This window comes from Halomonas sp. AOP25-F1-15 (assembly GCF_052378675.1).
Classification (GTDB): Bacteria; Pseudomonadota; Gammaproteobacteria; order Pseudomonadales; family Halomonadaceae; genus Vreelandella; species Vreelandella casei.
Map to the genome: position 1 here is coordinate 78,618 of NZ_JBQSXV010000010.1, position 25,331 is coordinate 103,948.

The 25,331-nt window shown below is 55.0% G+C and carries 23 protein-coding genes; 12 read left to right on the plus strand and 11 right to left on the minus strand.

What is annotated here, in order from left to right; translation table 11 throughout:
* The first annotated feature begins 73 nt into the window (after positions 1 to 73).
* Both ACT3TF_RS16490 and nfi read left to right on the plus strand, forming a co-directional pair.
* Entirely contained in the window at positions 74 to 1,795 is a 1,722-nt protein-coding gene (locus ACT3TF_RS16490; protein ID WP_096281719.1) for a DEAD/DEAH box helicase, read from the plus strand.
* A gap of 211 nt (positions 1,796 to 2,006) precedes the next feature.
* Entirely contained in the window at positions 2,007 to 2,696 is a 690-nt protein-coding gene (gene nfi, locus ACT3TF_RS16495; protein ID WP_441685293.1) for a deoxyribonuclease V, read from the plus strand.
* A 14-nt stretch (positions 2,697 to 2,710) separates the two neighbouring features.
* On the opposite strand, the gene ACT3TF_RS16500 is transcribed toward nfi, so the two are convergent.
* Positions 2,711 to 3,427: a glutamine amidotransferase gene (locus ACT3TF_RS16500; RefSeq protein WP_096281715.1), complete on the minus strand. Its 717-nt coding sequence runs from the start codon at positions 3,425 to 3,427 to the stop codon at positions 2,711 to 2,713.
* A 164-nt stretch (positions 3,428 to 3,591) separates the two neighbouring features.
* Here ACT3TF_RS16500 and tpx point away from each other — a divergent pair, with 164 nt between their 5' ends.
* Positions 3,592 to 4,092: a thiol peroxidase gene (tpx, locus tag ACT3TF_RS16505; protein WP_096281713.1), complete on the plus strand. Its 501-nt coding sequence runs from the start codon at positions 3,592 to 3,594 to the stop codon at positions 4,090 to 4,092.
* Positions 4,093 to 4,097: 5 nt separating this feature from the next.
* On the opposite strand, the gene ACT3TF_RS16510 is transcribed toward tpx, so the two are convergent.
* Complete coding sequence (locus ACT3TF_RS16510; RefSeq protein ID WP_444672584.1) at positions 4,098 to 4,790, minus strand: gamma-glutamyl-gamma-aminobutyrate hydrolase family protein; 693 nt, start codon at positions 4,788 to 4,790, stop codon at positions 4,098 to 4,100.
* Between the two features lie 43 nt (positions 4,791 to 4,833).
* Entirely contained in the window at positions 4,834 to 5,865 is a 1,032-nt protein-coding gene (locus ACT3TF_RS16515) for an amidoligase family protein (protein WP_096281708.1), read from the minus strand.
* Between the two features lie 196 nt (positions 5,866 to 6,061).
* On the opposite strand from ACT3TF_RS16515, the gene ACT3TF_RS16520 reads away from it, so the two are divergent.
* The 3 genes from ACT3TF_RS16520 to ACT3TF_RS16530 all read left to right on the plus strand — a co-directional run bounded on the left by ACT3TF_RS16520 (position 6,062) and on the right by ACT3TF_RS16530 (position 10,856).
* Positions 6,062 to 8,443: a mechanosensitive ion channel domain-containing protein gene (locus tag ACT3TF_RS16520; RefSeq protein WP_444672598.1), complete on the plus strand. Its 2,382-nt coding sequence runs from the start codon at positions 6,062 to 6,064 to the stop codon at positions 8,441 to 8,443.
* Between the two features lie 132 nt (positions 8,444 to 8,575).
* Entirely contained in the window at positions 8,576 to 10,036 is a 1,461-nt protein-coding gene (locus ACT3TF_RS16525) for a hypothetical protein (protein WP_442352079.1), read from the plus strand.
* Between the two features lie 130 nt (positions 10,037 to 10,166).
* Complete coding sequence (locus tag ACT3TF_RS16530; protein WP_441686646.1) at positions 10,167 to 10,856, plus strand: CBS domain-containing protein; 690 nt, start codon at positions 10,167 to 10,169, stop codon at positions 10,854 to 10,856.
* Positions 10,857 to 10,923: 67 nt separating this feature from the next.
* Here the strand turns inward: ACT3TF_RS16530 and ACT3TF_RS16535 are convergent, their stop codons facing one another.
* The 8 genes from ACT3TF_RS16535 to ACT3TF_RS16570 form a co-directional block, all read right to left on the minus strand.
* On the minus strand, positions 10,924 to 12,048 hold the full coding sequence (locus ACT3TF_RS16535; protein WP_441686647.1) for an aminotransferase class V-fold PLP-dependent enzyme: 1,125 nt from the start codon (positions 12,046 to 12,048) through the stop codon (positions 10,924 to 10,926).
* 147 nt (positions 12,049 to 12,195) lie between these two features.
* Positions 12,196 to 12,618, minus strand: coding sequence for a cytidine deaminase (gene cdd, locus ACT3TF_RS16540; RefSeq protein ID WP_441686648.1), 423 nt, complete (start codon positions 12,616 to 12,618; stop codon positions 12,196 to 12,198).
* A 12-nt stretch (positions 12,619 to 12,630) separates the two neighbouring features.
* On the minus strand, positions 12,631 to 13,356 hold the full coding sequence (gene deoD / locus ACT3TF_RS16545; protein WP_444624590.1) for a purine-nucleoside phosphorylase: 726 nt from the start codon (positions 13,354 to 13,356) through the stop codon (positions 12,631 to 12,633).
* Positions 13,357 to 13,384: 28 nt separating this feature from the next.
* Complete coding sequence (locus ACT3TF_RS16550; protein WP_444672585.1) at positions 13,385 to 14,629, minus strand: phosphopentomutase; 1,245 nt, start codon at positions 14,627 to 14,629, stop codon at positions 13,385 to 13,387.
* Positions 14,626 to 15,993, minus strand: a complete 1,368-nt coding sequence (gene deoA / locus ACT3TF_RS16555) for a thymidine phosphorylase (RefSeq protein ID WP_444672586.1) — start codon at positions 15,991 to 15,993, stop codon at positions 14,626 to 14,628. Before deoA ends, ACT3TF_RS16550 begins: the two co-directional genes overlap by 4 nt.
* Positions 15,993 to 16,787: a deoxyribose-phosphate aldolase gene (gene deoC / locus ACT3TF_RS16560; protein ID WP_444672587.1), complete on the minus strand. Its 795-nt coding sequence runs from the start codon at positions 16,785 to 16,787 to the stop codon at positions 15,993 to 15,995. Before deoC ends, deoA begins: the two co-directional genes overlap by 1 nt.
* Before the next feature lie 86 nt (positions 16,788 to 16,873).
* Positions 16,874 to 18,157 (minus strand): NupC/NupG family nucleoside CNT transporter, encoded by a 1,284-nt coding sequence (locus tag ACT3TF_RS16565; protein ID WP_444672588.1) that lies wholly within the window; start codon positions 18,155 to 18,157, stop codon positions 16,874 to 16,876.
* A gap of 66 nt (positions 18,158 to 18,223) precedes the next feature.
* The gene (locus tag ACT3TF_RS16570; RefSeq protein WP_441686653.1) at positions 18,224 to 19,084 is read right to left on the minus strand and encodes an outer membrane protein OmpK; all 861 of its coding nucleotides are present in this window, start codon (positions 19,082 to 19,084) and stop codon (positions 18,224 to 18,226) included.
* Between the two features lie 321 nt (positions 19,085 to 19,405).
* Here ACT3TF_RS16570 and ACT3TF_RS16575 point away from each other — a divergent pair, with 321 nt between their 5' ends.
* From ACT3TF_RS16575 to cyoE, 6 genes are all read left to right on the plus strand, one after another.
* A complete protein-coding gene (locus ACT3TF_RS16575; protein ID WP_096282412.1) occupies positions 19,406 to 20,173 on the plus strand; it encodes a DeoR/GlpR family DNA-binding transcription regulator in 768 nt (255 codons plus the stop codon).
* A gap of 388 nt (positions 20,174 to 20,561) precedes the next feature.
* Positions 20,562 to 21,503 (plus strand): ubiquinol oxidase subunit II, encoded by a 942-nt coding sequence (cyoA, locus tag ACT3TF_RS16580; protein WP_096281683.1) that lies wholly within the window; start codon positions 20,562 to 20,564, stop codon positions 21,501 to 21,503.
* Positions 21,504 to 21,506: 3 nt separating this feature from the next.
* On the plus strand, positions 21,507 to 23,483 hold the full coding sequence (cyoB, locus tag ACT3TF_RS16585) for a cytochrome o ubiquinol oxidase subunit I (protein WP_441686727.1): 1,977 nt from the start codon (positions 21,507 to 21,509) through the stop codon (positions 23,481 to 23,483).
* On the plus strand, positions 23,483 to 24,094 hold the full coding sequence (gene cyoC / locus ACT3TF_RS16590) for a cytochrome o ubiquinol oxidase subunit III (RefSeq protein ID WP_444672589.1): 612 nt from the start codon (positions 23,483 to 23,485) through the stop codon (positions 24,092 to 24,094). The genes cyoB and cyoC overlap by 1 nt, the downstream gene beginning before the upstream one ends.
* 1 nt (position 24,095) lies before the next feature.
* The gene (gene cyoD, locus ACT3TF_RS16595) at positions 24,096 to 24,419 is read left to right on the plus strand and encodes a cytochrome o ubiquinol oxidase subunit IV (protein ID WP_444624598.1); all 324 of its coding nucleotides are present in this window, start codon (positions 24,096 to 24,098) and stop codon (positions 24,417 to 24,419) included.
* Complete coding sequence (gene cyoE, locus ACT3TF_RS16600) at positions 24,377 to 25,300, plus strand: heme o synthase (RefSeq protein WP_441686729.1); 924 nt, start codon at positions 24,377 to 24,379, stop codon at positions 25,298 to 25,300. Before cyoD ends, cyoE begins: the two co-directional genes overlap by 43 nt.
* The last annotated feature ends 31 nt before the right edge of the window (positions 25,301 to 25,331 follow it).

A 25,331-nucleotide genomic window follows, 5' to 3' on the forward strand; every position in this document is an offset into this window, starting at 1 on the left:
TTGCGCGATGACAGAGTCAGAGACGCTTATGATGTTTTTTGCCGGTACTTACCGGCCTACCAAGGTGTGATTAATGACCTCGACTTCTGTCGCCTCGCCGAGCTTCGGTGATCTGGCTCTATTGCCTGCCGTTCTGTCTGCTGTTGAATCACAGGGCTATTTAGTACCCTCGCCGATTCAGGCACAAACCATTCCTGCGCTGCTTGAAGGCCGCGACATGCTGGGCCAAGCTCAGACAGGTACGGGTAAAACGGCTGCGTTTGCTTTACCCCTATTATCGCGCCTGGAACTCCAGCGTCGCGAGCCACAGGTGCTGGTCATGGCACCGACCCGCGAGTTGGCTCAGCAAGTAGCTGCCTCGTTTAGTAAGTACGGCCAAAACCTGAAAGGCCTCGAAGTGGCTACCCTGTGTGGCGGCCAAGAGTATCGTGAGCAGCTAGGCGCTCTTAAGCGTGGCGCACAAGTCGTTGTGGGTACACCGGGTCGTATTATCGATCACCTGGATCGCGGCAGCCTGAAACTGGATGGCCTATCCGCGCTAGTGCTGGACGAAGCCGACGAAATGCTGCGCATGGGCTTTATCGACGACGTAAAACGCGTGGTTGCCGATACCCCTAAAGATGCACAGCGCGTGTTCTTCTCGGCTACGCTGCCGGCAGAAATAGAGCGCATCGTTAACCGCTACCTGGTTAACCCCGTGAAAGTGGCGATTGAATCTGGCACCACGACTGGCGAAAACATCGAGCAGCGCATTGTGCGCGTTGATGGCGGCGCCAAGCTAGAAGCCCTGTCACGTATTCTTGAAGTCGAGCCGGTCGATGGGGCCATCGTCTTTGTTCGTACTCGTGCAGCCTGTACTACCCTGGTTGAGCAACTGACTGCACGCGGTGTTAACGCTGCTGGGCTTTCGGGCGACCTTGATCAAAGCCTGCGTGAGCGTACTATTACTCGCTTGAAGCGTGGCAAAGTTGATGTGTTGATTGCTACCGACGTTGCGGCTCGTGGCCTAGACGTATCGCGTATCACTCACGTCATCAACTACGACCTGCCCCAAGATGCGGAAGCCTATACGCACCGTATCGGCCGTACCGGTCGCGCTGGTCGTAGCGGTATCGCGATTACCTTTGCTGGCTTCCGTGAAGGCCGCAAAGTCGGTTGGATGGAGCAGGCAACCGGTCAGAAAATGGCTGAAATGCCGCTGCCTGATGAGTCGGCTATCCGCGCTCATCGTGATGACGTCTTCCATCATCGCGTTATCGCCTCTTTAACCAAAGGCGCCGCAGAACAGCGTGCTTTGATTGAGCGTCTTATTGAAGAAGGCCATGATCCGATCGAGCTGACCTGTGCGTTTGCCGCTATGGCGCGTGCTGATGAAGCGCCAATTGGTCGTCTTCAGGCGCCGCGCAAAGAGCGTCCGACGCGTGACGGCGCACCTGCCGGTAAGCCGGGTGCTCGCCGTGAGCGTACTAGCAACAGCGCCCCGACCGAAGGCATGACGCGCTACCGCGTCTCCGTTGGTCATAAAGATGGCGTTAAGCCGGGCCAGCTAGTTGGCGCTTTGGCTAACGAAGGTGGCATTGAAGGCGCGCGTATCGGCCGTATCGATATTCGCAACGCGTTCTCTGTGGTTGAGCTGCCAAGCGGCCTGCCTGCAACGATTCTTACTAAGATGGCACGTGCTCGTGTAGCCGGTCGTCCGCTAGAAATCAGCGAAGACAGCGCACCGGCTGAGCGCGCACCGCGCCGCCGTCGTGATGAAGGCGATGCGCCGGTTCGTCGTCGCGAACGCGCCTAAGTCTTTATTAGCGTGAGTCTTAATTAACGTAAGGCTTAATCAGCGGCTGCTAAGCGGCAATTGAGACGCTCATAACGCCCCCGCACCTTTCCTGGTGCGGGGGCGTTTTTTTTGCTGCTTTAGCTATTTCTCACTACGATATCTCACACCACGATCTCTCTCACTACGCTGTCCTGCATCACGCTATTCTTTACCACGTTAGGAGGACGCCATGCTGGCACCGCTTCATGATTGGAACCTTATGCCAAGGGAGGCGAGGGCGCTGCAGTCACAGCTGGCTGAGCGGCTAGAAACGTCAGATCGGCTAGCGCCGGTTTCGCACATTGCCGGAGTTGACATCGGTTTTGAAGACGGCGGCGAAACGACGCGCGCGGCGGTGGTCGTGCTGAAATGGAACCCGGCCACTGCGCCAGATTTAAGCGTGGTTGAGCAAGTGGTTTATCGCGAGCCCACGCGCATGCCGTATATTCCTGGCTTGCTGTCGTTTCGTGAGGTTCCAGCGGCGCTAGGGGCCTTTGCAATGCTCAGCGTGCAGCCTGAGTTAGTGATGGTGGATGGCCAGGGAATTGCTCATCCCCGCCGCTTAGGCGTGGCGGCGCATTTAGGGCTGTGGCTTGATTTGCCCACGATTGGTATTGCCAAGTCACGCCTGTGTGGAAAGCATGCGGAGGTGGGCGAGCAGCGCGGCGACTGGGTGCCGCTTTACGCGGGAGCCGAGACGATCGGTGCCGTCGTGCGCTCCCGCGCCAAGGTCAAGCCCGTCTATGTGTCGCCAGGGCACCGGGTGACGCTGGAAACCTCGCTTGCCTGGGTAATGCGCTGCTTAGGCCGCACTAAGCTACCGGAGCCAACGCGCCTGGCGGATCGTTTAGCTTCCCGGCGCGATGAGCGTCAGTCGTGAGTCGTGCTGCGGAGTTATACGAAGGTTAAAAACCGCTGGAGAAGGCTTGAAGATGCCTGGCAGTCAACCACGTTCGCTAGTAGTACTTCGGGTTCTTCGCCCTGGTCGCGCAGCGCCTCGCGCTGGCGTTCAAGATAGGCGCGCATCACGGGGGCGGTGAATTCAGGGTGAAACTGCACGCTCCACTGGCGTGGGCCGTAGCGTAGCGCCTGGTGAGCATCGTGGTGGTTATGGGCTAGCACGGTAGATCCAGGTGGCGCCTGTATAACCGACTGCGCGTGAGTAAGGTGCGCCGCAAAGCGTTCCGGAAGCTGGCGAAACAAGGGGTCGATTTGACCTGCCTGGGTGAGCCGCACGGTGCGCGTGCCGGACTCTCGGCCAGCCGGATGATAGTCACTCACGCCACCAAACGCGGCAGCCATCAGCTGATGGCCATAGCAAACGCCGAGCATGGGCGTATCGTTGGCGAGCGCTTCTTCAAGCCATGGCTTGAGTGCTTCACTCCAGGGCTCGGCGTCACTCACCATGCTGTGCGAGCCGGTAATAACGATGGCGGCCAGCGTACCCACCGAGGGCGCGGGTGTGTTGGCCCGTGCGTCCCAAACCCGCAGCGTCAAATGCTCTGGCAGGGCGGTGCTGAGCTGTTTTTCAAACAGCGTTTCAAAGTCACCGTGTTGGTCGATCACTTCTGGAAAAGCGTCGCCAGTTTTAACAATTAGTACACAGGCCATGCCAAAACCTCAGTAAGATAAACCGGCAGCGTTGAACAAATACGCTAACGGCAAGTCTGCAAAGGCGTGACAATAGCGCTTATCATCAATGCTTTCTAGTGGGTTTGTCAGTGAGGCCCGAGACATTCTCACCCTATTTAGCTGAATAACCCAAGGAGTAGGCAATGCAACAGATTACCCGCGCAGGCGAACCTATGGATGTCGCTGGCACGCTGCCCGCTGAAGGCCAAGTGGCACCTGTGATGACGCTTACCAATACTGACATGCAGGATGTCACGCTCGAGACTTACGCCGGCAAGCGTAAAGTGCTCAACATTATTCCCAGCGTAGACACCCCCACCTGCGCAATGTCCACACGCCGCTTTAATGAGCTGGCCTCTAATCTTGCTGACACCGTGGTGTTGGTTGTGTCTGCCGACTTACCTTTTGCGGCGAAGCGCTTTTGCGGTGCTGAAGGATTAGATAACGTCGAAACACTGTCTACTTTCCGCCACGGCGAATTTCTTGAGGCCTGGGGCGTTGCACTGCGCAATAGTCCGATGGAAGGGCTGTGCGCCCGAGCGGTAGTTGTGCTGGATGCCGATAACCGGGTGCTACACAGCGAGCTGGTGAGTGAGTTGAAAAACGAGCCTGACTACAGCGCTGCGCTAGCGGTTCTCAAGTAGTAACGCTACTCGCACTGTTTTCCGCACCGGCTAGAATGGCGCTTTGATGCCGCCACCAGTGCGCGAATTAAGCGCTGCTGGGGGCGGTTGAAAATCAGCCATTCGGGGTGCCATTGCACGCCAATCAAAAAGTCATGCTCACGAGACTCGATGCCTTGCACTAGGCCATCGCGGTCGCGAGCGACGATATCAATGCCCCGTCCAGCTTGGTAAACGGCTTGATGATGCAGGCTATTGACGCGGCACCACGTTACTCCCAGCAAGCGGTGTAGCTTGCTTGCGCCGACAATGTCGACGGTTTTGCGGGGTAGCACGGTACGGCGCCGCTTTAAGCCTTCATGGGTGGTGTAGATGTCAGAATCAAGCGTGCCGCCAAGATGCACGTTGATTAATTGCGCCCCCCTGCAGATGCCTAGTACCGGCGTTTGTAACGGAATAAAACGTTCCAGTAGCATAAGCTCTAGCTCATCGCGCGCGGGGTCAAGGCGCACATCCAGCTGTACCTCTGCGCCGTAGAGGTAGGCCTGTATGTCGTCGCCGCCGCCAATGATCAAGCCATCCAGGCTCTTCGGTAAAGCGCGCGCGGGCGATAGGCGCAGCGGCTTACCACCATGGCGCCAGACGGCAAACCAATCAAACCACCAGGCTAGCTGGCTTTTTTGATCAGACGTTGTGATTCCGATAAGCGGTCGAGACATGCCGATAGTTACTCGCTATTTTTTAAATTAAAGAAGGTGCGCTCTAACGTTTACGGCGAAGCCAGTGGCCCAGTTTTTTTGATCCTCGGGCCAGCTTTGCTTTTACACGCGTTAGCAGCGGCCGGTTTTGATCGGCGATATATTCGGCGCACCGTGCCAGCAGTACCTCGGCATTGGCGGCGAGTTTTTCTACCTCGACCCAGCGGTTCCATTCAACGACCGAGCCCCAGCCGGGCTGTGAAAGCTGTGCATTAGGCAGCCGGTAATGAAAGGTAGGGCGCGATTTAGTGAGCTTGGCATGCAGCAATGCATGCGGATGCGCTGGGCGTAAATAGGCGAATAGTGGCAGCATATCCAATTCGCGATTACGCGTAGGGTTGTAGTGCAGATAGTCATTGATCAGCGTGTCAAGATCGGGTGAATAGTGGCTATCGAGCACTTTCAGCACGTATTCTTTAGGGAAAGGGTTGGCGTGAGGCAGTATTTCCCGGGTAATGTCGATTTTGATGTCGTCGCGCAACCAGCTGGCAAGTAGCATATAGGCCCGCAGCATGGCGAGCAGGTAGCCGACGTCAAAATGCGCCACTTCCGGATTAAGATGCAGCCCGAACCCATACATTAGGCTTGCATCGGTGCCTTTCGCACCGTGCTTGCGCAGAGTTTCAAATAGCGTGTCTAGCGCTTCGAGTTCATTCCAGGGCACGGGTGGCACAACGATCTCTGTCGGTACTAGGCCCGTGACCATGTCGCCAATCAGCTCACGGGTTTTCTGGTGAAACTCAATGCGGCGTTGCTGCCGGTGGCGCGTCCACTCGTTGTCGAGAGCGCTAGGGTCTTCAAACAAGGATTGGTCAGGGTGAGCGTACTGAGTGTCTAGCTCGATACCAAATTGGCCCCAGCGAGTAGCCTCTACTAGTAGCCGGTGAGGGCTTACCACGTTAAGCTCCCCGCCAAATAGATCGCGTACGATCAGCGCTGTGTCGCTGGGCGGTAGGCCAGCAAATTCAATTTCGACGCCAACATGCCGGTTTTTTCCATGGCTGTTTAAGCGGTTGGGCGGAGCTTGTAGCGTCATCTCAGCATCCTTGAGGTGAACGTTTAGGTGCTCAGCCTATCATAGACACGCGTCGAGGCTGCGCGTACTCAATGCGCATGAAGAAGGTCAGCAGGACGCTATTCAGACTAATTTTCAGGAGTAAAGCGTGCGACAGCACCGGTTAACCCACACGATAATAAGCATCGTCTTCTTTGTGCTGATCAGCGTGACTGCCATGCAGGCTCAGGCGCAGATGGTGTCCCTGCCAAGTTTGGGCGGCGGCGCTGATGAGGAAAAAGCCGACGTTAGCGGGAGCGAGTTTCAGAGCTCGTTAAACGATGTTATCGGCATGCTCGAAAACGAGGAGCAGCGGACCCAACTGTTGGCGTCGCTGCGCGAGCTGCAGATCACCACGGATGCTGCCAATGAGGAAGACAGTATTTTGCGCCAAGGCCTGCTTGGCGCGCTTGCAGATACGCTCAGCGATCTTGGTGATCAAGCTCAAGCCGGCAATTCTCCCCTTGATGAGTGGTCGCGCCAATTGTCGCAGGGCGCTGACGATTTACGCGCGCTTAACGATGATGCTGATCAGGGTGAGATCATTCGAGCCGTGGCTGAGGGCGCGGTGCTGGCGCTTATCTGGACAGGGCTTTTGGTGGTGATGATAGCTTTTGGGCGGATGCTGGCAACTCGCCGCCATTGGCCGTTGGATCTACCTCGTGACCCGAAAGGCAGGCTACTGGCGATACATTTTTTCCGGCGCATGCTGCCCTGGGCGCTAGCCTTTGCCATCACGCTAGGGATTGGTCAGGTGCTGCCTGATAGTCCAGGGCGAACGATGGTATTAGTCGTGGCGTATATTTGCCTGTGCGGTCGAGCGCTGTCGGTGGTGTTTGAAACGGTGGTGGCATTTTTCAGCCGCGGTCATCGTTTTACCGCTGTTCAGCTTCTCCAGCAGCAGGCCCTGCGTGGCCTGTTTGTGATTGGGGCATTGATTGCTCTCGGTGACGCGGTTAACTCTACACGCTTGGTAGAGCTGCTTGGGAGTGAGCTGTCGAGCCTGGTATCGGTGCTTGCCAATATGCTGGCGGCGCTACTATCCGTGCGGTTTATTTTTAAATTTAAACGTCCCGTGCGCCATCTGATTTGCAATCGCCCGTTTAAACAGCGCCGCGATGCCAGTACGGCCGTTGAAATGATTCGCTCGCTGGGCGGCCTGTGGCATATTCCCGCGCTGCTGCTGGTGAGCGGTTCTCTGCTGGCTATTTTTATTACCGTTGGCGATGTGGGTACCGCGCTGGCTCGTTCGATTATTTCAGCCAGCCTGCTGGTGCTCACATTAGTCATTACGGGGCTACTGCGACGCCAGTCGGAACGGATGGGGAAACGCCGTCATCGCCATCGCTACAGCCAGTACCGTAAGCGCCTAGAGCGGTTTGGTTTTGTGTTGGCGCATATCTGTTCGTGGATGGTGTTTGCCGAACTTTCCATGCAGGTGTGGGGTGGGTCATTGTTTGGTCTTGGCCAGCAAGCCGTTGCCAGCGCCCGAATTGGTCAAGCGCTGGTCAGCCTGGGTGCCACCGTACTGCTTGCGTGGCTGGTATGGATTCTGGCTGACACGGCAATTCAGCGCGCGCTTACCTCCTCTGCGCGTTCGCGCGGGCGGCGCGTTAATCAGGCGCGGGCGCAAACCATCACGCCGATGATTCGCAACGTCATTTTTGTCATCATTTTAATTATTGCGGTAATTTCTGGATTGGCCAACTTAGGCGTCAATGTGACGCCGCTACTGGCCGGTGCGGGTGTGATCGGTTTGGCCATTGGTTTTGGTGCCCAAACCCTCGTTCAGGATTTGATTACCGGTATTTTTATCTTGATCGAAGATTCGCTAGCGGTAGATGACTTCGTTAAGATCAATAATCATATGGGAACGGTCGAAGGGCTAACGCTGCGCACCGTGCGTTTACGCGATCTAGACGGTGTCGTGCATATCATCACCTTTAGCCGTATCGAATCGATTCACAATATGTCGCGCCAGTTCGGTATCGCATTAATGCGTATCCGAATTCCCTACGATATGAAGATCGACGATGCGATTACGCTGATGCAGGAGACCGCCCAAGAGCTGCGTAAAGATCCGATGATGCGCCATTACATCTGGTCGCCGCTTGAGATGCAGGGGGTTCAGGGCTTCGAGGATGGCTGTCCTATTCTGCGTATGCGTTTTCGTACGGCGCCAGAAATGCAGTGGGATGTTTCCCGGGCATTTAACCTGCTGCTAAAACAGCGCATGGAATCTCAGGCGATTGACCTGGGCATCCCGCGTCTTAGCGTCAGTATGGAAGCGCGCTCTGAAGACCGTCGTCAGGATGAAACCGGTACTGACTTTGCCATCGAGCCCAGCGGCGAAGAGGACACAGATAGCTCGCGTAAAAAGCCCGCGCCGCCCCAGCCCGCACCGCTGCCTACTACGGCAGAAACGCAAATAGATGAACGGGAGCGGGCAAACGATAAGACGTCTGAGCGAGCGGCGTCACATCGTCACAAACCCCAGGCTCAAGGCGAGCCCCAGAGCAATACCTATACCAGCGCCAGTGGCGAACACGGCGATGAGTAACCACGGCGATAGCGGGTATCTGTTATGCAAAGGTGCAGTGGCGCCCGTTCGCCAAATGCAGAGGATCCTGGAGATGTGGCTTTAGCTTCTCAATATTATCGTAGTGAGCATTGACGTCGGGGGGGAGCGCAAGTGATCAACGTTGAGCGTAAAAATAGCTTTCAGCTGCGCCTTACTCGGCGGCTTAAGGAAGAGACATCGCATAACCTCGATGTTTATCTTTTCATACCTGGCGAGCTGGGATTAAGTACCCAGCTCATCTCCGAGGAAGCGTTTTACCACTCGGCAATTAATGTGTCGCGCACCTACTATAGTGACGAATATCTGCTGCCGCTGGTGCATAGCCGTCTCGCCAGCCGAAACCGTTTGGGCAGTGACTCTTACCGGCTGAGTTTGAGTTTATATGCTTATCAGTACGTGGTGGCGATGGAGCGCACCACTCAGATGATGTTGGTCAGTGCCAATAAGCTGCGCCATGCCCGCCAAGAGGAGCGAGAAGAGAACAGTGAGGTGCACGAAAGCGCCAACGCTTTACGCGACCAGCTGAATGAAATGATCGATTTAAGCGATGGCATACTTAAGCGGCTGCGGCGCAATCAGCCCAGCGATGAAAGCTTATATAAGTACTTTGCTAATATTGATAATTATCTCTCTTGGTTTACTGAGCAGCAGCTGTTGGCGTTGGTAGCGCACATGCCTCGTGGCGGTGAGTTTACCGAAAGCCGTCGGCGCTTTATTAGCGTATGCCATCGTGAGGATGAGTATCGTCGCGAGCAGGAGTATAACGCTGAGCGAGTGATGGCTGATCCCACTCGAATGTCGAATAAAATGCGCCTGCTGCGCCGCCTAATCGAGCATCCCATCACGCTTAAACAGCAGGCGTTAGAGCTGGGTGGCGGTGAGCAAAAAGCGGTTAAGGCGCTGGCGACGGCCGTGGTGATGGCATGCGTAACGTTGGGTGTATTACGCGTGCGTGAGGTGGTAGGCGATATTACGGCGCTGTTTGTGCTGGCCATGGCGCTTCTTTACGCCATGCGGGAAGTGTTCAAAGACGATTTGCGCAACACCCTCTGGCGGCTGCTGCGCAAAGGACGGCCTAAGTGGCGCCGTCAGTATCTCGACCCTACTCGTAATGCCTTGGTAGGCCGCCAGCTAGAGTGGTTTGATTACAAACGCTTCGCCTCGTTAAGCGACGACATTCAGCAGATGCGCCGCCGCACGGTCGCCCAGCGTGAAGAAATGGTGCTGCACTATCGTTCAAGTTCGCGTATGTCGCCCACTCGTTTTTTAAGCGGCTACGAACATACCCGTGAAACGCTGAATCTCGATATATCAATGCTTACTCGATTAATGAATAAGGGAAAGCACCACATATACCGCCTGAAAGATGGCCAAGCGGTTCGTGAAAGCGTTGAGCGTCGCCATTTATTTAACCTCGTCGTTCGAGAAACCGGCAGCGAAGACTCGCCCTATCTTGCCCGCTGGAAGGTTGTGGTCAGTCGCTCAGGGATTGTTGATGTTGAAAAAGTCGAAGAGAATACTGTCATTAAGAACGAGGTCATCAAGAACGAGGTCATGAAGGGCAGCAACTAACAGCGTGAACCACAGCGAATGCATGGCTAAATCGCGAGGAGCGAACTAGGCTCAAATAATGGGTAGGTTAACCTGCGTTTGCGGCGCAGCCTTTAAGGTTCATCTTAGAGCTGTCGCAAGGAGAAAAGCCATGCAAGCTATTGATATTATGACGCCAAAAGTCATCAGTGTGAGCCCCGATGCCGAGGTGCGCGAAATTGCCCAGCTATTGATCAATCACCGTATTAGTGCCGTTCCAGTTGTTGATAGTGAGCAACGGGTGATCGGGATTGTCAGCGAAGGCGATTTAATGCGCCAATTGAAAAATGATGATGACGGCAATCAGTCCTGGTGGTTATCACTGGTTAGCGGGGGCAAAGATCCCGGCGACTACGTTAAGCAGCACGGCCGTAAAGCGCATGAAGTGATGACCTCGAATCCGATCACGGTGGAAGAGAACACACCCCTTCACGATATTGCTCGATTGCTAGAAAAAAATCACATTAAACGCGTACCCGTCGTGCGCGACGATAAGCTGATAGGCATTGTCAGTCGTGCCAACTTGCTACAAGGGGTTGCTAATGCGGCAGTGGCACCGACCCAATCACCGACCGATGATCGACACATTCGAGACGCTATTTTAAAAGAAGTTGAGCATAACGCCGGTGTGCAGACGGGAAACATTAGCGTGATTGTCAACGGCGGTGCGGTAGAGCTTTGGGGGCTAGTTGAGTCGCTAGAGCAGAAGCAAGCAGCAGCTGTTGCAGCAGAAAACATTGCAGGGGTGACTCGGGTCGATAATCACCTGGGCATGATGCCGCGCGGCTTTGGCTATTCGTAGCACATTTCGCCAAGATATCACTGGCCGTAGAACATGCCCGCCGTCTTTAATGGCGGGCATTGTCGTATTAGGCCACTGATTTAATTGCTTGCTCTAAGCTATCGACGCTACGCTGGGTGTGATGGAGTTTATCAAGCCCAAACAGGCCAATGCGGAAGGTCTGAAAATTGTCGCCTTCATCACACATCAGCGGCACGCCGCCGGCTACTTGGATGCCCGCCTGGGCCAGTTTGCCCACTAAGCCGCTATCGTTGTTATAGCAGACCACGACGCCCGGTGCCTCAAAGCCTTCAGCGGCAACGCTAACAAAGCCGTGGCGTTTCAGCATGGCGCGGACGTCATGCCCAATGGCTTGCTGCTCCTCTTTTACCTTGGCAAAGCCATAATCGCGGGTCTCCTGCATGATGTCACGCAGCTGTCGCAGGGCATCGGTCGGCATGGTGGCGTGATAAGCGTGGCCGCCGTTTTCATAGGCCTGCATGATGCTGTGCCACTTCGCTAAATCGCACGCGAAACTGTTGCTCTGCGTCTCACTTAATCGCTGCGTGGCGCGCTCTGAGAGCATCACCATCGCGCAGCAGGGTGAGCCGCTCCAGCCTTTCTGAGGAGCACTCACCACCACGTCAATGCCGAGCGTCTGCATATCTACCCACAGCGTGCCAGCGGCGATGGCGTCTAACACAAACAAGCCGCCCACTTCGTGAGTGGCCTCAGCCAGTGCTTGGATATAGTCGTCCGGCAGCAGCAAGCCAGCCGAGGTTTCCACCTGCGGGGCGAATACGACAGCAGGTTTTTCGCTAAGAATCTGCGCTACGGCTTCATCAATGGGCACCGGCTGAAAAGGTGCGGTCGCGCCATCGGCATTGATGCGCCGCGCTTTAAGCACCGTGTGTAGATCGGTTAAGCGACCCATCTCAATAATTTGCGTCCAGCGATAGCTAAACCAGCCGTTGCGGATGACCAGGGTTTTCTGATCGAGCGCAAACTGACGCGCTACCGCTTCCATGCCAAAGGTCCCGCTACCGGGCACAATGGCCACTGAGTGAGCGCTGTAGACTTCTTTCAGCGTGGCAGAAATGTCGCGCATCACGCCTTGAAACTGCTGCGACATATGATTTAGCGAGCGGTCTGTGTAGACCACTGAGTACTCAAGCAAGCCGTCGGGATCGACGTTGGGCAGTAAACCAGCCATGGCGTTCTCCAAGGGGAATGTGCTCTAAGCGGCACACTTCATCATTGATAAGTCATCATCGATAAGTCGTCGTCACTAAGAGTACGAGCAATAAACGCACAAAACCAGCCCGCGAAGGAGCTGGTCTTTAATGCCGTGCAGGTGGGATTAACGCGGTGGTAACTGCTCGGGGCCGAAGGCGTCAGGCAGTAGGGTTTCCATGGTGTAGGTTTTCATCAGCTCGCCGCGAGCGGAAAGTACCTTGATTTGCGTTGCTGGCGTTGCGAACTCGCGAATACGCTGGCGGCAATCGCCGCAAGGCGTGCAAAGATGATCCCCTGGCCCCATCACGTACACGGTCGCGAGCTGGCGCTGCCCTGCGGTGACCATCGCTGAAATAGCCGATGCTTCTGCACACAGGCCTTTGTAGTGCGCTACTTCCACGTTGGCACCCGCAAACTGCTGGCCATCCGGCGTCACCATCACTGAAGCTACCGGGTGGTTCGAGTAGGGTGCATAGGCATTGGTTTGCGCACTTAGCAGCTGTTGAACGATTTCTTCTGAAACGACCTCATCATGACGTTGACTCATGAGCACTTTCTCCTAAGCGCGCGCTGCGTCGTCGCGCAGCACTGTGTCTAGCGCAATCAGCATCATATCGTCGAAGGTCGATTGGCGGTCGGCGCTGGAGAGCGATTCACCCTTCAAAATATGATCCGATACGGTGCAGATTGTCATGGCACGGGCACCAAACTCGGCGGCGACGCCGTAGAGGCCAGCGGCTTCCATCTCAACGCCGACAATGCCGTAACGCTTCAGCATTTCGGCCATCTCGGTCTGAGGATTGTAGAACAGGTCAGCTGAGAACATATTGCCGACTTTTACCGGAACGTTCTGAGCCTTTGCTGCGGCCACCGCGTGCAGCGTCAGATCAAAGTCCGCAATCGCTGCAAAATCGTGGTCGTTAAAGCGCATGCGATTGACCTTGGAGTCGGTGCTGGCGCCCATGCCAATGACCACATCGCGCACGTTGACATCGTCGCGAACCGCGCCGCAGGAACCCACGCGAATCAGCGATTTCACGCCGTAGTCGGTGATCAGCTCTTTGGCATAGATGGAGACCGACGGAATGCCCATGCCGTGGCCCATCACAGAAATCTTGCGGCCTTTATAGGTGCCGGTGTAGCCGAACATGTTGCGAACATCGTTAACTTGCCGAACGTCTTCTAGATAGGTGTCGGCGATGTATTTGGCGCGCAGCGGGTCGCCGGGCATTAATACAGTATCAGCGAAGTCACCGGGGGCGGCGTTAATGTGCGGGGTTGCCATAAAAGTCTCCTTTAAGCGGCGCTAGGCGTTAGCTAGCGTTAGGAAGAAAGCTTTCGCCATCGGCCATGGCCGGTAGCAGGAAAAAGTCGGCCAGGGTTTGGCCAATGTCTGCAAAGGTATCGCGCGCACCTAGCGGGCCGGGCGTGAAGCCTGGGCCATACACTAGAACCGGAATGTATTCGCGAGTGTGCTCGGTGCCGTGCCAGCTTGGGTCGCAGCCGTGATCGGCAGTTAGAATCAGCAGGTCATCGTCACTCAGTGCCGCTAGCAGTGTGGGCAGCTTGGCATCAAAGTCTTCAAGCGCCGCGGCGTAGCCGGGCACGTCGCGGCGATGGCCGTAAACCGAGTCAAAATCGACAAAGTTGGCCATGATCATGGCGCGCTCACCGACGTCACGCTGACTCGTGCGCTTGATCTCGCTGAGTGTGGCATCCATCAGCGCATCGTGGCCGCTAGCTTTTACCTTGTGGGTAATGCCGCAATGAGCGTAAATGTCGGCGATTTTACCAATAGACACCACTTCGCCGCCGGCATCGGCGAGCTTTTGCAGCACCGTGGGGGCCGGTGGCTCAACGCTGTAGTCGCGGCGGTTGCCGGTGCGGGCAAAGGTCTTGCTGTCCTCACCCACAAACGGGCGGGCGATAACGCGGCCAATGTTGTAGGGCTCAAGCAGTTCGCGGACGGTCTCACACAGCGTATACAGCCGTTCCAGGCCAAAATACTCTTCGTGAGCAGCAATCTGGAACACCGAATCTGCCGAGGTGTAAACGATCGGCTTGTCCGTGGCGATGTGCTCTTCACCCAGGCGGGCGATGATCTCGGTGCCCGACGCGTGGCAGTTGCCAATCACGCCGGTGAAATCCGATTCTTGAACGATGGCATCGAGCAGTTCCAGCGGGAAGCTGTCGGTTTTATCGAGGAAGTAACCCCAGTCAAAGCGCACCGGCACGCCAGCAATTTCCCAGTGTCCGGAGGGCGTGTCTTTACCGCTGGAAATTTCTTTAGCGTGGGCGTAAGCACCTTCCAGGCTTTCCGGTAGCATCACGCCTTCGGCCACGCTGCCGGTGGCATCGCGGTGGGCATGAAACAGGCCAAGCTTGGCCATGTTGGGCAGCTTGAGTGGCCCTGCCCGGTGGGCGTTATCGGCCTCATTACGGGCGCAGGCGGCGGCGATGTGGCCCAGAGTGTCAGCCCCTACATCGCCAAAAGTGGCGGCATCCGGGGCGGCGCCAATTCCAAAAGAGTCAAGGACGATTACAATCGCGCGGCTCATGAGGCTGCTCCACGAAACGTGTCTTGCAGCAGAGTGTCGGCGTTGGCCGGACCTTCGCCCATCGTAAACGCTGCGCGCAGCTGCTCGGCGGCACGCTCGGCGGCGGCTTCGCTGCGGGCGTGTACCATGGCGATGGGGCGTTGGTTATCCACGCTATCGCCGATTTCGACGATCTCTGTGAAGCCTACGCTGTGGTCAACGCTTGCGTCGTTACGCAGGCGACCACCACCCAGTTCCACCACGCTCATGCCCACGGCGCGGGTATCAATACGCTGTACGACTCGCTGTTCATTGCCTGCTTGCTCGGCGTACACCGGTTTAATCACCTCGGCCTTGACCAAGTAGTGATCAGAGCGTTCCATAAAGTCGCTGGGGCCGCCAAGCTCGCGCACCATGCGGGCAAATACTTCGGCGGCAGCGCCGGAGGTTAGCGCTTTTTCAAGCTGTTTAAGCGCATCTTCACGGGAACCTGCGAGTTTGCCAGCAATCAGCATTTCCACCGCCAACTCACGCGTTACCTGCATCACGCGGCTATCCGCGCGGTCGCCGCGCAGCAGCGCCAGTGTTTCAACAATCTCGACAGCGTTACCGGCACAGGGCGCCAGCGGCTGGCTCATGTCGGTAAGCAGGGCCGTGGTGGGGGTGCCCGCCTGCGTTGCTACGTTCGCGATACTTTTGGCAAGCTCGCGGGATTTTTCCGGCGTGGGCATAAAAGCGCCACTGCCGACTTTGACATCCATGACCAGCGCATCCAGCCCTGACGCCAGCTTTTTGCCGAGAATAGAGGCGGTAATCAGCGGAATAGATTCCACTGTAGCGGTCACATCACGCACGCCGTAAATACGTTTGTCCGCGGGGGCCAAGTCGCCCGTTTGGCCGATAATAGCCACGCCGGTGGATTTCACCACCTCGCGAAAGCGTTCTGGCGCAGGGTAAGGGTCGTAGCCGGGGATTGATTCAAGCTTATCCAGCGTGCCGCCGGTATGACCCAGGCCACGCCCAGAAATCATCGGCACAAAGGCACCGCAAGCAGCGACCCACGGGCCGAGTACTAGCGAGACTAAATCGCCTACGCCGCCGGTGGAGTGCTTATCAACAATCGGGCCGGGCAGGTTTAGGTCGCTCCACTGCATCACATGGCCGGAGTCGCGGGTGGCGGTAGTCAGTGCGACCACTTCTTCACGGCTCATACCGTTGAGAAACACGGCCATGGTGAAGGCGCCAATTTGGGCATCGCTAATGCGGTCATCGGCAATGCCCTGCACGAAACCTTTAATCTCTTCAGCAGGCAGCGGTTGGCCGTCACGCTTAAGGCGAATCAGCTCTTGAGGAAGTAGGGCATGTTTGGTTGCGTTGGCTGACATTAATAACCTCCGTCAATGGGGGCGGCGTTGGTGTTGCCGGTCAATGTGTCTAATAAGTTGCCTAACAGGCTAGAGGCGCCGAAGCGAAAGTGCGCGGGCGTCACCCAGGCGGCGCCCATAATGTCGCTGGCGAGGGCCAGATATTCGGCCGCATCTTCAGCGGTTTTAACGCCACCCGCCGCTTTGAATCCAACGTCTTTACCGCTGGCTTTAATCGCGTTGAGCATAATTTCAGCGGCTTCTAACGTGGCGTTGACGGCCACTTTGCCGGTCGACGTTTTAATAAAGTCGGCGCCGCCTTCAATGGCGAGTTCACTGGCGCGTTTGATCAACGCAGGCTCTTTGAGTTCGCCAGACTCAATGATCACTTTGAGTAGCGCCTGGCCAGCACAGGCGGCTTTGCACATCTCAACCAGTTCAAGTCCTGTTTCTTCGTCGCCTGCCATTAGCGCGCGGTAGGGAAATACTACATCCACTTCATGCGCACCTGAGGCAACGGCGTCGCGGGTTTCACGGGCAGCACCCATGATGTCGTCACCGCCATGGGGGAAGTTGGTAACAGTGGCAATCTTGACCTGATCATTGAGCGTGTGGGCAGTGAGCGCGCGCTGCGCAGTGACAATAAACTGCGGATAAACGCATACCGCGGCCGGGTGTCCGAAAGGCGTTTTCACCTGCTGGCACAGCGATTCGATCGTGCTGTCGGTGTCATTGTCATTCAGGCTTGTCAAATCCATCATCGTCAGCGCTTGGCGGGCGGCTTGAGCGATTTGTGGGGAGGCAGTCGCGGTCATAGAATTCTCGCAAATTGGTAAAAGAAAAAACGGACACTGCGATCTAAAACAACAGCGTCCGTTACAGGGTGTCGTGCTTGCTGCTGTTAGCTTGCGGCACTACTCAGCGCAATAAAGAAGCCGGCAATAGTGGCCGACATTAAGTTGGAAAGCGTACCGGCCAAAACGGCTTTGACACCAAAGCGAGCAATTTCTTTGCGACGGGTGGGTGCAATGCTGCCCAGGCCGCCCAGCAGAATCGCAATGGAGGATAGGTTGGCAAAGCCACATAGCGCAAAGGAGAGAATCGCCATGGTGTGCGGCGTCATTAGTTGGCCCGTGGCCGCAACGACCTGCTCCCCATCAATGTACGGCGCTAAGTTGATGTAGGCGACAAACTCATTGACCACCAGCTTTTGACCGATGAATGAACCTGCCAGCGTTGCTTCTTCCCAAGGCACGCCGAGCAAAAAAGCCAGCGGGGCGAACAGCCAGCCTAAGATCATTTCTAAGCTAAGGGATTCAAAGCCAACCCAGCCGCCAATGCCGCCAAGAATGCCGTTAATTAAGGCAATTAGCGCGATAAAGGCTAACAGCATAGCACCCACGTTAGCAGCCAGCATAAGGCCAGAGGTAGCGCCGGAGGCGGCGGCGTCTAACACGTTGGCAGGCTTGTCTTCCTGAGCGTCAATTTCTTCTTCCACTTTGGAGACGCTGTCGCTATCCGTGACGTCTTGCGTTTCCGGCATGATCAGCTTAGCAAAAAGCAGCCCGCCCGGGGCGGCCATGAACGATGCTGCTACCAAGTACTCCATAGGAATGCCCAGCGCGGCGTAACCCGCCAGTACTGAGCCAGCCACCGAGGCTAGGCCGCCACACATCACTGCAAACAGCTGTGAAGGCGTCATGCGGGCGATAAACGGGCGTACCACAAGCGGCGCTTCCGTTTGGCCAACAAAAATATTCGCGGTGGCGGAAAGGGATTCGGTGCGTGAGGTGCCAAGCGCTTTTTGTAGCGCGCCACCCAAGATGCGGATGACCCACTGCATAATGCCGATGTAGTACAGCACGGCAATCAGTGACGAGAAGAAGATAATCACCGGCAGCACTTTAATGGCAAACACAAAGCCGACGTTATCAACGTCGGCTAAGCCACCAAACAGAAAGCCAATACCGTCGTTGGCATAGACCAATATTTGGCTAACGCCGCTCGATATAGCTTGTAGCACCGCCTGGCCGAAGGGCACATACAGTACAAAGGCACCAATGCTGGCTTGAATAGCGAACGCGCCCAATACGGTGCGCAGGCGGATAGATTTACGGTCGTAAGAAAAGATCAGAGCAATGGCCACCAGCGTGACCATGCCTACCAAGCTCATAAGGAGTGTCATAGGGGGATCCTTCGAGTACGCGAGGGTTAGGCGCGCGGGTTACAAAAGCTTACTGGTTGCAAATACTTATAGTAAGTTGAGCTTGACGGAGTAAATCATCGCATTTTGATAATCGTTGGGAGTGCCCAACTTATTTTCTGAGTAGCGATACTGAATGCCGGTGGTGATCAAGTCACTCGGGTGCCACCAGAGGCTTAAGGCGCCGTTGGTGCCTACGCTGCCTGCGGAAGCGCCCACATAGTTCTGCTCCAGATACTCGTCATCACGGCCAAACGTTTGCTCGTGCCAGTTGGTCACGCTGAAGTTCTGATTGAGTGCAGTGAAATCATAACCCGCCACCCAGCCTGCCATGTAGCCGTTCATGCCGGTGTAACCATCGCTTTGCACGCGAGCAGCGCCAATAAACGGTTTAAACCATAGGCCGTTATCAAACGTAGTGAGGTAGCCTAAGCCCAGCACCTGGTCCTGCTCACGGCTTTCAAAACCATAGTCGCGAAAGTCGTAAAGGTGGGCGTAAATTGACAGCGGGCTGTCGCCTAAATAAATGTGCGACGTGAGCTTGCCCGCAGTGCGAAAGTTGTCTTTACCACCGCTGGACTCATCAAACTGGTCGTTGGTAGGGTTCTCGAAATCAAAAAAACCGTAAAATTCGCCCCAGCTAAAGCCAGCGCCGCCTTCGATTTCGAGAAACATAAAGTCGCTTTTTGCCGCGTTAGAGGCCGTGCGGGCTTCGGTGCCGTTCGACCAGTCCAAGTAGTTAACGGAGACGTTAGCAAAGGACCAGAGCGGATTAAGAGAGTTAGGCTGAGCGGGGTCTGCCAGTAGCGGCGTGGCAAAGGTGGCTCCTAATATTCCAGCTACGCCAGCGCCCAGCGGAATCAGAGGCAAGGTGCGAGAGGGTGTACAAGAGCGTGTACGAGTAGTCATGAAAGCCTCAACAAAAGTTAGTGCGGAGCCATAGAGGGTGGCTATCCGAGGTTAGAATCGTGCGGGCTGGCGTTAATGTTAAAATTATAACATTTAGTGTTATTTTTATAACGCGGATTTGCAAGCGTTCTACTACCTGCTTTTGGTATTTCTTTTGCTTAGGGCGTCGGAGCATAAAAAGTCGTCGTGTCCGTGAAAATAAGTCAGTGGCAATGACGCCGACGTTCGCTCAACATAGAATCAAAAGTCGTCAGTGAAGAATGAGTGCGATAAGGATGTCGCAGTCATCATAAGAAGAGGGGTCGTAAGAGGATGCCCACTATTAATGGCCGTAGCGCGTTGCGCATTAGCAGGCTTCAGGAAGCGCTTGCCTGTGGCGGCACCCTGCATTTGCGCGATGCCGCAGAGCTGTGCAGTGTCTCGGAAATGACTATTCGCCGCGATCTCACTACCCAGCCCTCTGCTATTAGTTTGCTGGGTGGGCGCCTCTTTATGGCGAACTACGCTAGCGCAATCCCTAAATATGATTTAACCGAGCAGCAGGATAGCCATTACCAAGCCAAATATCGGCTTTGCCAGCACGCGCTTACGTTTATCGAGGAGGGCGACACGCTGTTCATTGACTGCGGCTCGACGCTTATCCCGCTATTAAGTCAGTTAAGCCATTTTCAAGAACTGACGGTGGTGACCTATGCGCTCAATGTGGCCAATGCGGTCGCTGCATTGCCCAACGTGCGCTTAGTGCTATTGGGTGGGCTATTCTATGCAGTTTCCCAGTCGTTTGGCAGCGATACGATGGCCGCGGCTATTGAGCGTTTGGGTATTAACAAAGCGCTCATTTCGGCAGCGGGAGTGGACCTTGCGCGCGGAGTGAGCTGCTTCCACTTTCATGAGGTGGCGCCCAAACAGGCGGCCATTTCGACGGCGATGCAGCGCTTATTAGTGGTGGATGCCAGCAAGTTTGGCGTGATTCGGCCGGCCTACTTCGCCTCGCTGGAAGATTTTGATGTAATCGTTACCGATGAGAAGGGCGCGCCGCAGTTACTAACCAATCCCGGCGGTGATGTGCCCACTGTTAGCATCGCATAAGCGCTTTGGCAATAGTATCAAACAGCAACTACTTGGGGTGCGTCAAAGCGCCACTTCTTGCATGACCCAGACCAGTAGAGAATGCTACAATCTTGATCGTTTGACGAAAGAGACCCGCCGCCATTCCCATTCGACGGCGCATATTTTTCCCGGAGCAATGCTACCGATGCCGCCTGCTACGCGCCTTAGTTGCAAACGTAGCGGTTAAAGCAGCAGTTAACGTACTAATTAGCGCTGATTGACATAGCGCTGATTGACATCGTACGGCCTTTTTAAATCGCAGCGGTAGGGCGTTTTTTGAGGATAATGCTTTGGGAAAAGTATGGGGTGATAGTTAGCCTGCTTTGTAGTTGGCTAGTGTTTATTGAACCTCTGATGAGATCACACCATGCAACGACACTCACTGTGGCGTAGGCGAGGCACTTTGGTGCTACTTGCGCTGTGCCTTTTTCTAGCAGGCTGCAGCTCGGCGCTGTTAGACCCAAAAGGCCAAGTTGGCGCTGAGCAGCGTACGCTGATCCTCACATCGTTTGGTCTGATGTTGATTGTGGTCATTCCAGTTATTGCAATGACGATGCTGTTCGGTTGGCGTTATCGTCGCAGTAATAGCGTCGCGAAATATACGCCTGACTGGGCGCACTCCAATTTGATTGAGGCGGTGATTTGGATCGTGCCTTGCGCGATTATCGTTGTGCTCGCCCTATTAACCTGGAAAACGTCCCACAGTCTTGATCCTCATAAGCCGTTGGAAAGCGACGTTGAGCCGATGGAGATTCAGGCCATAGCGCTGGATTGGAAATGGCTGTTCGTCTATCCAGAACAAGGCATCGCCAGTGTTAATGAATTGGCTTTCCCTGTCGATACGCCCGTGCGTTTTCGTGTGAGCTCAGGGACAGTGATGAACGCGTTTTTCATTCCCCGCCTAGGCAGCCAGATCTACGCCATGGCCGGCATGGATAACGATGTTCACTTGATCGCCAATGAAGTTGGTGTTTATCCAGGTCGTTCGACCAACTATAGCGGTGCTGGATTTTCGGGCATGACCTTCGACGCACACGTGACGTCAAACGAAGATTTCGATGCTTGGGTTGCAGAAGTTGCGCAATCACCTAACACGCTGAGTTATCCAGAAGGCTACGAAGCGTTAGCGGAGCAGTCTGAGTTTAATCCCGTCGAGTACTTCTCAAGCGTTACGCCTGAGTTTTACGAGCGTCTGGTGTCGAGCTTTCATTCAGGTACCGACCCAAACCCATCACATGATGAAAATCGTGCGCCAGCCATCGATAGCCACGAAGCTCGTCAATCTTTGAGCAACGAGGCGGGAGAGTAAACCGTGTTCGGTAAACTAACCTTAGAAGCAATTCCGTATCACGAACCCATTTTGTTGATATCGGGAATTATCGCTATTTTAGGTGGGGCGGCCCTGTTGGGCGCGTTAACCTATTTCCGTAAGTGGGGCTGGCTATGGAACGAATGGTTCACCTCCATCGACCATAAAAAACTCGGTATCATGTACTTTATTGTGGCGTTGATCATGCTGCTGCGTGGCTTTGCCGACGCGATCATGATGCGTACACAGCTAGCCATTGCGGCCGGTGGCTCTGAAGGCATTCTGCCGCCTCACCACTACGACCAGATCTTTACCGCGCATGGCGTCATCATGATCTTCTTCGTCGCAATGCCGATGGTGATTGGTCTGATGAACCTTGTAGTGCCACTGCAAATTGGTGCGCGCGATGTTGCGTTCCCATTCCTGAATAACCTGAGTTTCTGGCTGTTTGCCGTGTCGGCGCTGCTGGTTAACATCTCGCTGTTCGTCGGGGAGTTTGCCACAACGGGCTGGCTCGCTTACGCGCCGTTATCGGGGATAGAGTTTAGCCCCGGGGTCGGGGTGGATTATTGGATATGGGCGTTGCAGATATCCGGGATAGGTACAACGCTCACAGGTATCAACTTCTTCGTCACCATTATTAAAATGCGTACTAAAGGCATGACCATGTTCCGCATGCCGATCTTTACGTGGACCTCGCTGTGCGCCAACGTATTGATCATTGCCTCGTTCCCGATCCTGACGGCTACCATTGCGATGCTAACGTTAGATCGCTATCTGGGCATGCACTTCTTTACCAATGATTTTGGCGGCAACATGATGATGTACGTCAACCTCATTTGGGCATGGGGCCATCCAGAAGTTTACATCTTGATTCTGCCTGCCTTCGGTGTGTTCTCTGAAGTTATCGCCACATTCGCCCGTAAACGGCTGTTTGGCTACATGACGATGGTGTGGGCGACAATCGCGATTACTTTGCTGTCCTTTATTGTGTGGCTGCACCACTTCTTCACCATGGGGGCGGGTGCGAACGTCAATGCCTTCTTCGGCATAATGACGATGATTATTGCCATCCCCACCGGTGTGAAAGTGTTTAACTGGCTGTTCACTATGTTCCGTGGAAGCCTGGAGCTGACGTCGCCAGTACTTTGGACGCTGGGCTTTATCATCACCTTTACTATCGGTGGTATGACAGGCGTTATGCTGTCAGTACCTGCGGCCAACTTCGTGCTGCATAACAGCCTGTTCGTTATTGCCCACTTCCACAACGTTATCGTCGGTGGTGTGGTGTTCGGTATGATGGCGGGTCTGACCTACTGGTTCCCGAAAGCGTACGGCTTCATGCTGGACGAGAAGTGGGGCAAACGTGCGTTCTGGTGCTGGTTTGTCGGCTTCTATGTTGCCTTTATGCCGCTTTACGTACTGAGCTTCTTCGGTGCTGTACGCCGCATGAACTCCTACCCAAATGCCGAATGGCAGCCGTGGATGATTCTTGCATGGGTAGGTGCGGTTATCATTGCACTAGGCATTCTATGCACCATTATCCAGTTCGTTGTCAGTATTCGTGACCGCAAGAAGAATGCGGATGTTACTGGTGACCCGTGGCATGGTCGTACGCTTGAGTGGTCTACTTCCTCACCTGCGCCGTTCTATAACTTTGCACGCTTACCGGTTGTGGGCGATATCGATAGCTTCTGGTCGCAAAAGCAGCGTAGCAACGAGCAGCTAGAAGAAGCGCCTTATACCGATATCCATATGCCCAAAAATACCGGAGCAGGTGTGATCATCAGTTTATTTGCGATGATCTTCGGTTTCGCGATGATATGGCATATCTGGTGGCTGGCAGGGTTTGGCGTCATTGGTATGCTGATCAGCTTCTTGGTGCGGGTATTTAACGACGATATCGATTACTACGTGCCAGCAGCTGAGGTCGAGCGTATCGAGCGTGCCCATCAACAACGTGTGGAGGCCCAGGCGTAATGGCTACTGAAACACAACATCTCGATGCCCATGCTGAAGAGCATGAGCACCACGATGCCGCTGGTACCAAAGTGTTTGGTTTCTGGGTCTACCTAATGAGCGATCTAGTGATCTTCGGGTCACTGTTCGCAGCCTACGCCGTGCTCATGAGGGGCACGGCGGGTGGACCAACCGGCGCAGACATTTTTGAGCTGCCGTTGATTCTTGGCGGTACGTTTTCGCTGCTGATCAGTAGTTTCACCTTCGGCATGGGCGTGTTGGCAATGAATGCCAACCGCCTTGGCCAGGTGAAAATGTGGTTGGTCATCACCTTTATCCTAGGCCTCGGCTTTTTGGGTATGGAGCTTTACGAATTCCATCACCTAATCAACGAAGGCTATGGGCCGGATCGTAGTGCCTTCCTATCGTCCTTCTTCACGTTGGTAGGCACGCACGGGCTGCACGTTACGTTCGGTATGATCTGGATTTTGGTCATGCTGGTTCAGCTGTCGACCAAAGGGCTGACTGACAAAACGCGCCCGCGTATCCTATGCTTGAGCTTGTTCTGGCACTTCCTGGATATCGTTTGGATCTGTGTATTCTCCTTCGTCTACTTGATGGGAGTGCTGTGATATGAGCTCTTCTAGCCAACCGTCTGATCACGGCTCCGTAAAATCCTATGTTACGGGCCTCGTGCTGTCGTTAGTGCTGACTATTATCCCTTTTGGCGCCATTATGCTGGGCTCTTTCAGCATGCCAATCAACGTCGGTATTATCGTTGTAACGGCCATTCTGCAAGTATTGGTACAGCTTGTTATGTTCATGCACTTGAACTTCAAGTCTGAGGATGGCTGGAACATGCTTTCCTTCGTTTTCACAATATCGATACTTGTCCTAGTGATAGGAGGCTCGTTGTGGATCATGCAGCATCTGCATCTCAACATGATGATCGGCTGATCACAACGCCTAGCCGTTGTAGCGATCTGCTTGAGCTGACTAAGCCGGGCATTATTGGCGGCAACTTGATTGCTACCCTGGGCGGCTACTTTCTTGCCGTGCAGGGGCAGTTTGAGTGGCTTAGCCTTATCTCGGTCATGGTGGGGATTGCATTAATTATCGCTTCAGGCTGTGCGTGTAATAACGTTATTGACCGCGATATTGATGCATTGATGGCGCGCACGCGCCATCGCCCGCTGGTGAGAGGAAGCATTTCAATTACCCAGGCATTGGGCGTTTCGGCGCTGCTAGGCGTGTTGGGTGTGGTATGTCTGGCGCTGGGTACCAACGGATTAACCGTTGCCTTAGCGGTGATTGGCTGGGGTGTGTATGTAGGGCTTTATAGTCTCTATATGAAGCGTCGCTCAGAGTACGGCACCTTAGTCGGTAGCCTTTCCGGGGCCATGCCACCGGTCGTGGGTTACTGTGCGGTGACGGGGCAGTTCGACAGCGGTGCCATGATGCTGCTGGTGATCTTCTGCCTTTGGCAGATGCCGCACTCCTATGCGATTGCGATTTTTCGCTACGCTGATTACCGTCGTGCGTCTATTCCGGTATTACCGGTAGTGCGCGGTATCAAAATGGCGAAACACCATATCCTCGGCTACATCGTGGCCTTTATTCCTGCTTCGCTGGCATTAGGTTTAGCCAGCCAGGCAGGCGCTGGATATTTGTGTGTGGCACTCACCATGGGCGGGTACTGGCTTTACTTGGCGTTGCGTGGCTATCGTTTAGACGACGACGTGCGCTGGGCCAAACGTGTCTTTGGTGTTTCTATTCTGACCATTACGGCAATGAGCATTGTAATGGTACTAGAAGCGATGGTGCCCATGCTGGTGTAGCTAAGTTCAGCGCTAAGCCACTTGCCGTCAC

Coding starts and splice junctions, on each gene's coding strand:
- deoD (WP_444624590.1), bottom strand. CDS start 13,356: ATGGCAACCCCGCACATTAACGCCGCCCCCGGTGACTTCGCTGATACT.
- deoA (WP_444672586.1), bottom strand. CDS start 15,993: ATGTCAGCCAACGCAACCAAACATGCCCTACTTCCTCAAGAGCTGATT.
- ACT3TF_RS16490 (WP_096281719.1), top strand. CDS start 74: ATGACCTCGACTTCTGTCGCCTCGCCGAGCTTCGGTGATCTGGCTCTA.
- ACT3TF_RS16565 (WP_444672588.1), bottom strand. CDS start 18,157: ATGACACTCCTTATGAGCTTGGTAGGCATGGTCACGCTGGTGGCCATT.
- cdd (WP_441686648.1), bottom strand. CDS start 12,618: ATGAGTCAACGTCATGATGAGGTCGTTTCAGAAGAAATCGTTCAACAG.
- deoC (WP_444672587.1), bottom strand. CDS start 16,787: ATGACCGCGACTGCCTCCCCACAAATCGCTCAAGCCGCCCGCCAAGCG.
- ACT3TF_RS16550 (WP_444672585.1), bottom strand. CDS start 14,629: ATGAGCCGCGCGATTGTAATCGTCCTTGACTCTTTTGGAATTGGCGCC.
- ACT3TF_RS16530 (WP_441686646.1), top strand. CDS start 10,167: ATGCAAGCTATTGATATTATGACGCCAAAAGTCATCAGTGTGAGCCCC.
- tpx (WP_096281713.1), top strand. CDS start 3,592: ATGCAACAGATTACCCGCGCAGGCGAACCTATGGATGTCGCTGGCACG.
- ACT3TF_RS16570 (WP_441686653.1), bottom strand. CDS start 19,084: ATGACTACTCGTACACGCTCTTGTACACCCTCTCGCACCTTGCCTCTG.
- ACT3TF_RS16500 (WP_096281715.1), bottom strand. CDS start 3,427: ATGGCCTGTGTACTAATTGTTAAAACTGGCGACGCTTTTCCAGAAGTG.
- ACT3TF_RS16510 (WP_444672584.1), bottom strand. CDS start 4,790: ATGTCTCGACCGCTTATCGGAATCACAACGTCTGATCAAAAAAGCCAG.
- cyoC (WP_444672589.1), top strand. CDS start 23,483: ATGGCTACTGAAACACAACATCTCGATGCCCATGCTGAAGAGCATGAG.
- cyoD (WP_444624598.1), top strand. CDS start 24,096: ATGAGCTCTTCTAGCCAACCGTCTGATCACGGCTCCGTAAAATCCTAT.
- ACT3TF_RS16520 (WP_444672598.1), top strand. CDS start 6,062: ATGCAGGCTCAGGCGCAGATGGTGTCCCTGCCAAGTTTGGGCGGCGGC.
- cyoA (WP_096281683.1), top strand. CDS start 20,562: ATGCAACGACACTCACTGTGGCGTAGGCGAGGCACTTTGGTGCTACTT.
- ACT3TF_RS16515 (WP_096281708.1), bottom strand. CDS start 5,865: ATGACGCTACAAGCTCCGCCCAACCGCTTAAACAGCCATGGAAAAAAC.
- ACT3TF_RS16535 (WP_441686647.1), bottom strand. CDS start 12,048: ATGGCTGGTTTACTGCCCAACGTCGATCCCGACGGCTTGCTTGAGTAC.
- nfi (WP_441685293.1), top strand. CDS start 2,007: ATGCTGGCACCGCTTCATGATTGGAACCTTATGCCAAGGGAGGCGAGG.